General features: G+C 44.7%; 8 protein-coding genes and 2 pseudogenes. All 10 read left to right on the forward strand.

The features are described 5' to 3' along the window. The first annotated feature begins 4 nt into the window (after window positions 1–4). Window positions 5–367: a hypothetical protein gene (locus tag ROG8370_RS21690; RefSeq protein ID WP_000436966.1), complete on the forward strand. Its 363-nt coding sequence runs from the start codon at window positions 5–7 to the stop codon at window positions 365–367. Further along, the gene (locus tag ROG8370_RS21695; protein WP_002253904.1) at window positions 367–537 is read left to right on the forward strand and encodes a bacteriophage K family protein; all 171 of its coding nucleotides are present in this window, start codon (window positions 367–369) and stop codon (window positions 535–537) included. The genes ROG8370_RS21690 and ROG8370_RS21695 overlap by 1 nt, the downstream gene beginning before the upstream one ends. Further along, a complete protein-coding gene (locus ROG8370_RS21700; RefSeq protein ID WP_016670801.1) occupies window positions 470–709 on the forward strand; it encodes a phage DNA packaging protein C in 240 nt (79 codons plus the stop codon). The genes ROG8370_RS21695 and ROG8370_RS21700 overlap by 68 nt, the downstream gene beginning before the upstream one ends. Continuing rightward, window positions 706–1,164: a scaffolding protein D gene (locus tag ROG8370_RS21705; protein ID WP_000084700.1), complete on the forward strand. Its 459-nt coding sequence runs from the start codon at window positions 706–708 to the stop codon at window positions 1,162–1,164. The genes ROG8370_RS21700 and ROG8370_RS21705 overlap by 4 nt, the downstream gene beginning before the upstream one ends. Continuing rightward, window positions 1,164–1,280 (forward strand): phage DNA packaging protein J, encoded by a 117-nt coding sequence (locus ROG8370_RS21710; RefSeq protein ID WP_000033471.1) that lies wholly within the window; start codon window positions 1,164–1,166, stop codon window positions 1,278–1,280. Before ROG8370_RS21705 ends, ROG8370_RS21710 begins: the two co-directional genes overlap by 1 nt. Window positions 1,281–1,316: 36 nt before the next feature. Continuing rightward, a complete protein-coding gene (locus ROG8370_RS21715; protein WP_000065572.1) occupies window positions 1,317–2,600 on the forward strand; it encodes a major capsid protein in 1,284 nt (427 codons plus the stop codon). Between the two features lie 110 nt (window positions 2,601–2,710). After that, window positions 2,711–3,238, forward strand: coding sequence for a hypothetical protein (locus ROG8370_RS21720; RefSeq protein ID WP_000487867.1), 528 nt, complete (start codon window positions 2,711–2,713; stop codon window positions 3,236–3,238). An 8-nt stretch (window positions 3,239–3,246) separates the two neighbouring features. Then, window positions 3,247–4,233 carry a Minor spike protein gene (locus tag ROG8370_RS21725; RefSeq protein WP_000466547.1) on the forward strand — a complete coding sequence of 329 codons (987 nt, stop codon included), beginning with the start codon at window positions 3,247–3,249 and terminating at the stop codon, window positions 4,231–4,233. A 63-nt stretch (window positions 4,234–4,296) separates the two neighbouring features. After that, window positions 4,297–5,451: pseudogene (locus ROG8370_RS21730) on the forward strand (replication endonuclease); the annotation flags it as partial. Between the two features lie 14 nt (window positions 5,452–5,465). After that, a pseudogene (locus ROG8370_RS21735) lies at window positions 5,466–5,513 on the forward strand (hypothetical protein); the annotation flags it as partial.

A 5,513-nucleotide genomic window follows, 5' to 3' on the forward strand; every position in this document is an offset into this window, starting at 1 on the left:
AAGAATGGAACAACTCACTAAAAACCAAGCTGTCGCTACTTCCCAAGAAGCTGTTCAGAATCAGAATGAGCCGCAACTTCGGGATGAAAATGCTCACAATGACAAATCTGTCCACGGAGTGCTTAATCCAACTTACCAAGCTGGGTTACGACGCGACGCCGTTCAACCAGATATTGAAGCAGAACGCAAAAAGAGAGATGAGATTGAGGCTGGGAAAAGTTACTGTAGCCGACGTTTTGGCGGCGCAACCTGTGACGACAAATCTGCTCAAATTTATGCGCGCTTCGATAAAAATGATTGGCGTATCCAACCTGCAGAGTTTTATCGCTTCCATGACGCAGAAGTTAACACTTTCGGATATTTCTGATGAGTCGAAAAATTATCTTGATAAAGCAGGAATTACTACTGCTTGTTTACGAATTAAATCGAAGTGGACTGCTGGCGGAAAATGAGAAAATTCGACCTATCCTTGCGCAGCTCGAGAAGCTCTTACTTTGCGACCTTTCGCCATCAACTAACGATTCTGTCAAAAACTGACGCGTTGGATGAGGAGAAGTGGCTTAATATGCTTGGCACGTTCGTCAAGGACTGGTTTAGATATGAGTCACATTTTGTTCATGGTAGAGATTCTCTTGTTGACATTTTAAAAGAGCGTGGATTACTATCTGAGTCCGATGCTGTTCAACCACTAATAGGTAAGAAATCATGAGTCAAGTTACTGAACAATCCGTACGTTTCCAGACCGCTTTGGCCTCTATTAAGCTCATTCAGGCTTCTGCCGTTTTGGATTTAACCGAAGATGATTTCGATTTTCTGACGAGTAACAAAGTTTGGATTGCTACTGACCGCTCTCGTGCTCGTCGCTGCGTTGAGGCTTGCGTTTATGGTACGCTGGACTTTGTAGGATACCCTCGCTTTCCTGCTCCTGTTGAGTTTATTGCTGCCGTCATTGCTTATTATGTTCATCCCGTCAACATTCAAACGGCCTGTCTCATCATGGAAGGCGCTGAATTTACGGAAAACATTATTAATGGCGTCGAGCGTCCGGTTAAAGCCGCTGAATTGTTCGCGTTTACCTTGCGTGTACGCGCAGGAAACACTGACGTTCTTACTGACGCAGAAGAAAACGTGCGTCAAAAATTACGTGCAGAAGGAGTGATGTAATGTCTAAAGGTAAAAAACGTTCTGGCGCTCGCCCTGGTCGTCCGCAGCCGTTGCGAGGTACTAAAGGCAAGCGTAAAGGCGCTCGTCTTTGGTATGTAGGTGGTCAACAATTTTAATTGCAGGGGCTTCGGCCCCTTACTTGAGGATAAATTATGTCTAATATTCAAACTGGCGCCGAGCGTATGCCGCATGACCTTTCCCATCTTGGCTTCCTTGCTGGTCAGATTGGTCGTCTTATTACCATTTCAACTACTCCGGTTATCGCTGGCGACTCCTTCGAGATGGACGCCGTTGGCGCTCTCCGTCTTTCTCCATTGCGTCGTGGCCTTGCTATTGACTCTACTGTAGACATTTTTACTTTTTATGTCCCTCATCGTCACGTTTATGGTGAACAGTGGATTAAGTTCATGAAGGATGGTGTTAATGCCACTCCTCTCCCGACTGTTAACACTACTGGTTATATTGACCATGCCGCTTTTCTTGGCACGATTAACCCTGATACCAATAAAATCCCTAAGCATTTGTTTCAGGGTTATTTGAATATCTATAACAACTATTTTAAAGCGCCGTGGATGCCTGACCGTACCGAGGCTAACCCTAATGAGCTTAATCAAGATGATGCTCGTTATGGTTTCCGTTGCTGCCATCTCAAAAACATTTGGACTGCTCCGCTTCCTCCTGAGACTGAGCTTTCTCGCCAAATGACGACTTCTACCACATCTATTGACATTATGGGTCTGCAAGCTGCTTATGCTAATTTGCATACTGACCAAGAACGTGATTACTTCATGCAGCGTTACCATGATGTTATTTCTTCATTTGGAGGTAAAACCTCTTATGACGCTGACAACCGTCCTTTACTTGTCATGCGCTCTAATCTCTGGGCATCTGGCTATGATGTTGATGGAACTGACCAAACGTCGTTAGGCCAGTTTTCTGGTCGTGTTCAACAGACCTATAAACATTCTGTGCCGCGTTTCTTTGTTCCTGAGCATGGCACTATGTTTACTCTTGCGCTTGTTCGTTTTCCGCCTACTGCGACTAAAGAGATTCAGTACCTTAACGCTAAAGGTGCTTTGACTTATACCGATATTGCTGGCGACCCTGTTTTGTATGGCAACTTGCCGCCGCGTGAAATTTCTATGAAGGATGTTTTCCGTTCTGGTGATTCGTCTAAGAAGTTTAAGATTGCTGAGGGTCAGTGGTATCGTTATGCGCCTTCGTATGTTTCTCCTGCTTATCACCTTCTTGAAGGCTTCCCATTCATTCAGGAACCGCCTTCTGGTGATTTGCAAGAACGCGTACTTATTCGCCACCATGATTATGACCAGTGTTTCCAGTCCGTTCAGTTGTTGCAGTGGAATAGTCAGGTTAAATTTAATGTGACCGTTTATCGCAATCTGCCGACCACTCGCGATTCAATCATGACTTCGTGATAAAAGATTGAGTGTGAGGTTATAACGCCGAAGCGGTAAAAATTTTAATTTTTGCCGCTGAGGGGTTGACCAAGCGAAGCGCGGTAGGTTTTCTGCTTAGGAGTTTAATCATGTTTCAGACTTTTATTTCTCGCCATAATTCAAACTTTTTTTCTGATAAGCTGGTTCTCACTTCTGTTACTCCAGCTTCTTCGGCACCTGTTTTACAGACACCTAAAGCTACATCGTCAACGTTATATTTTGATAGTTTGACGGTTAATGCTGGTAATGGTGGTTTTCTTCATTGCATTCAGATGGATACATCTGTCAACGCCGCTAATCAGGTTGTTTCTGTTGGTGCTGATATTGCTTTTGATGCCGACCCTAAATTTTTTGCCTGTTTGGTTCGCTTTGAGTCTTCTTCGGTTCCGACTACCCTCCCGACTGCCTATGATGTTTATCCTTTGGATGGTCGCCATGATGGTGGTTATTATACCGTCAAGGACTGTGTGACTATTGACGTCCTTCCCCGTACGCCGGGCAATAATGTTTATGTTGGTTTCATGGTTTGGTCTAACTTTACCGCTACTAAATGCCGCGGATTGGTTTCGCTGAATCAGGTTATTAAAGAGATTATTTGTCTCCAGCCACTTAAGTGAGGTGATTTATGTTTGGTGCTATTGCTGGCGGTATTGCTTCTGCTCTTGCTGGTGGCGCCATGTCTAAATTGTTTGGAGGCGGTCAAAAAGCCGCCTCCGGTGGCATTCAAGGTGATGTGCTTGCTACCGATAACAATACTGTAGGCATGGGTGATGCTGGTATTAAATCTGCCATTCAAGGCTCTAATGTTCCTAACCCTGATGAGGCCGTCCCTAGTTTTGTTTCTGGTGCTATGGCTAAAGCTGGTAAAGGACTTCTTGAAGGTACGTTGCAGGCTGGCACTTCTGCCGTTTCTGATAAGTTGCTTGATTTGGTTGGACTTGGTGGCAAGTCTGCCGCTGATAAAGGAAAGGATACTCGTGATTATCTTGCTGCTGCATTTCCTGAGCTTAATGCTTGGGAGCGTGCTGGTGCTGATGCTTCCTCTGCTGGTATGGTTGACGCCGGATTTGAGAATCAAAAAGAGCTTACTAAAATGCAACTGGACAATCAGAAAGAGATTGCCGAGATGCAAAATGAGACTCAAAAAGAGATTGCTGGCATTCAGTCGGCGACTTCACGCCAGAATACGAAAGACCAGGTATATGCACAAAATGAGATGCTTGCTTATCAACAGAAGGAGTCTACTGCTCGCGTTGCGTCTATTATGGAAAACACCAATCTTTCCAAGCAACAGCAGGTTTCCGAGATTATGCGCCAAATGCTTACTCAAGCTCAAACGGCTGGTCAGTATTTTACCAATGACCAAATCAAAGAAATGACTCGCAAGGTTAGTGCTGAGGTTGACTTAGTTCATCAGCAAACGCAGAATCAGCGGTATGGCTCTTCTCATATTGGCGCTACTGCAAAGGATATTTCTAATGTCGTCACTGATGCTGCTTCTGGTGTGGTTGATATTTTTCATGGTATTGATAAAGCTGTTGCCGATACTTGGAACAATTTCTGGAAAGACGGTAAAGCTGATGGTATTGGCTCTAATTTGTCTAGGAAATAACCGTCAGGATTGACACCCTCCCAATTGTATGTTTTCATGCCTCCAAATCTTGGAGGCTTTTTTATGGTTCGTTCTTATTACCCTTCTGAATGTCACGCTGATTATTTTGACTTTGAGCGTATCGAGGCTCTTAAACCTGCTATTGAGGCTTGTGGCATTTCTACTCTTTCTCAATCCCCAATGCTTGGCTTCCATAAGCAGATGGATAACCGCATCAAGCTCTTGGAAGAGATTCTGTCTTTTCGTATGCAGGGCGTTGAGTTCGATAATGGTGATATGTATGTTGACGGCCATAAGGCTGCTTCTGACGTTCGTGATGAGTTTGTATCTGTTACTGAGAAGTTAATGGATGAATTGGCACAATGCTACAATGTGCTCCCCCAACTTGATATTAATAACACTATAGACCACCGCCCCGAAGGGGACGAAAAATGGTTTTTAGAGAACGAGAAGACGGTTACGCAGTTTTGCCGCAAGCTGGCTGCTGAACGCCCTCTTAAGGATATTCGCGATGAGTATAATTACCCCAAAAAGAAAGGTATTAAGGATGAGTGTTCAAGATTGCTGGAGGCCTCCACTATGAAATCGCGTAGAGGCTTTGCTATTCAGCGTTTGATGAATGCAATGCGACAGGCTCATGCTGATGGTTGGTTTATCGTTTTTGACACTCTCACGTTGGCTGACGACCGATTAGAGGCGTTTTATGATAATCCCAATGCTTTGCGTGACTATTTTCGTGATATTGGTCGTATGGTTCTTGCTGCCGAGGGTCGCAAGGCTAATGATTCACACGCCGACTGCTATCAGTATTTTTGTGTGCCTGAGTATGGTACAGCTAATGGCCGTCTTCATTTCCATGCGGTGCACTTTATGCGGACACTTCCTACAGGTAGCGTTGACCCTAATTTTGGTCGTCGGGTACGCAATCGCCGCCAGTTAAATAGCTTGCAAAATACGTGGCCTTATGGTTACAGTATGCCCATCGCAGTTCGCTACACGCAGGACGCTTTTTCACGTTCTGGTTGGTTGTGGCCTGTTGATGCTAAAGGTGAGCCGCTTAAAGCTACCAGTTATATGGCTGTTGGTTTCTATGTGGCTAAATACGTTAACAAAAAGTCAGATATGGACCTTGCTGCTAAAGGTCTAGGAGCTAAAGAATGGAACAACTCACTAAAAACCAAGCTGTCGCTACTTCCCAAGAAGCTGTTCAGAATCAGAATGAGCCGCAACTTCGGGATGAAAATGCTCACAATGACAAATCTGTCCACGGAGTGCTTAAT

The sequence above is a fragment of the Roseovarius gaetbuli genome (genome assembly GCF_900172365.1).
Lineage (GTDB): Bacteria > Pseudomonadota > Alphaproteobacteria > Rhodobacterales > Rhodobacteraceae > Roseovarius > Roseovarius gaetbuli.

Coding starts and splice junctions, on each gene's coding strand:
- ROG8370_RS21690 (WP_000436966.1), top strand. CDS start 5: ATGGAACAACTCACTAAAAACCAAGCTGTCGCTACTTCCCAAGAAGCT.
- ROG8370_RS21695 (WP_002253904.1), top strand. CDS start 367: ATGAGTCGAAAAATTATCTTGATAAAGCAGGAATTACTACTGCTTGTT.
- ROG8370_RS21705 (WP_000084700.1), top strand. CDS start 706: ATGAGTCAAGTTACTGAACAATCCGTACGTTTCCAGACCGCTTTGGCC.
- ROG8370_RS21710 (WP_000033471.1), top strand. CDS start 1,164: ATGTCTAAAGGTAAAAAACGTTCTGGCGCTCGCCCTGGTCGTCCGCAG.
- ROG8370_RS21715 (WP_000065572.1), top strand. CDS start 1,317: ATGTCTAATATTCAAACTGGCGCCGAGCGTATGCCGCATGACCTTTCC.
- ROG8370_RS21720 (WP_000487867.1), top strand. CDS start 2,711: ATGTTTCAGACTTTTATTTCTCGCCATAATTCAAACTTTTTTTCTGAT.
- ROG8370_RS21725 (WP_000466547.1), top strand. CDS start 3,247: ATGTTTGGTGCTATTGCTGGCGGTATTGCTTCTGCTCTTGCTGGTGGC.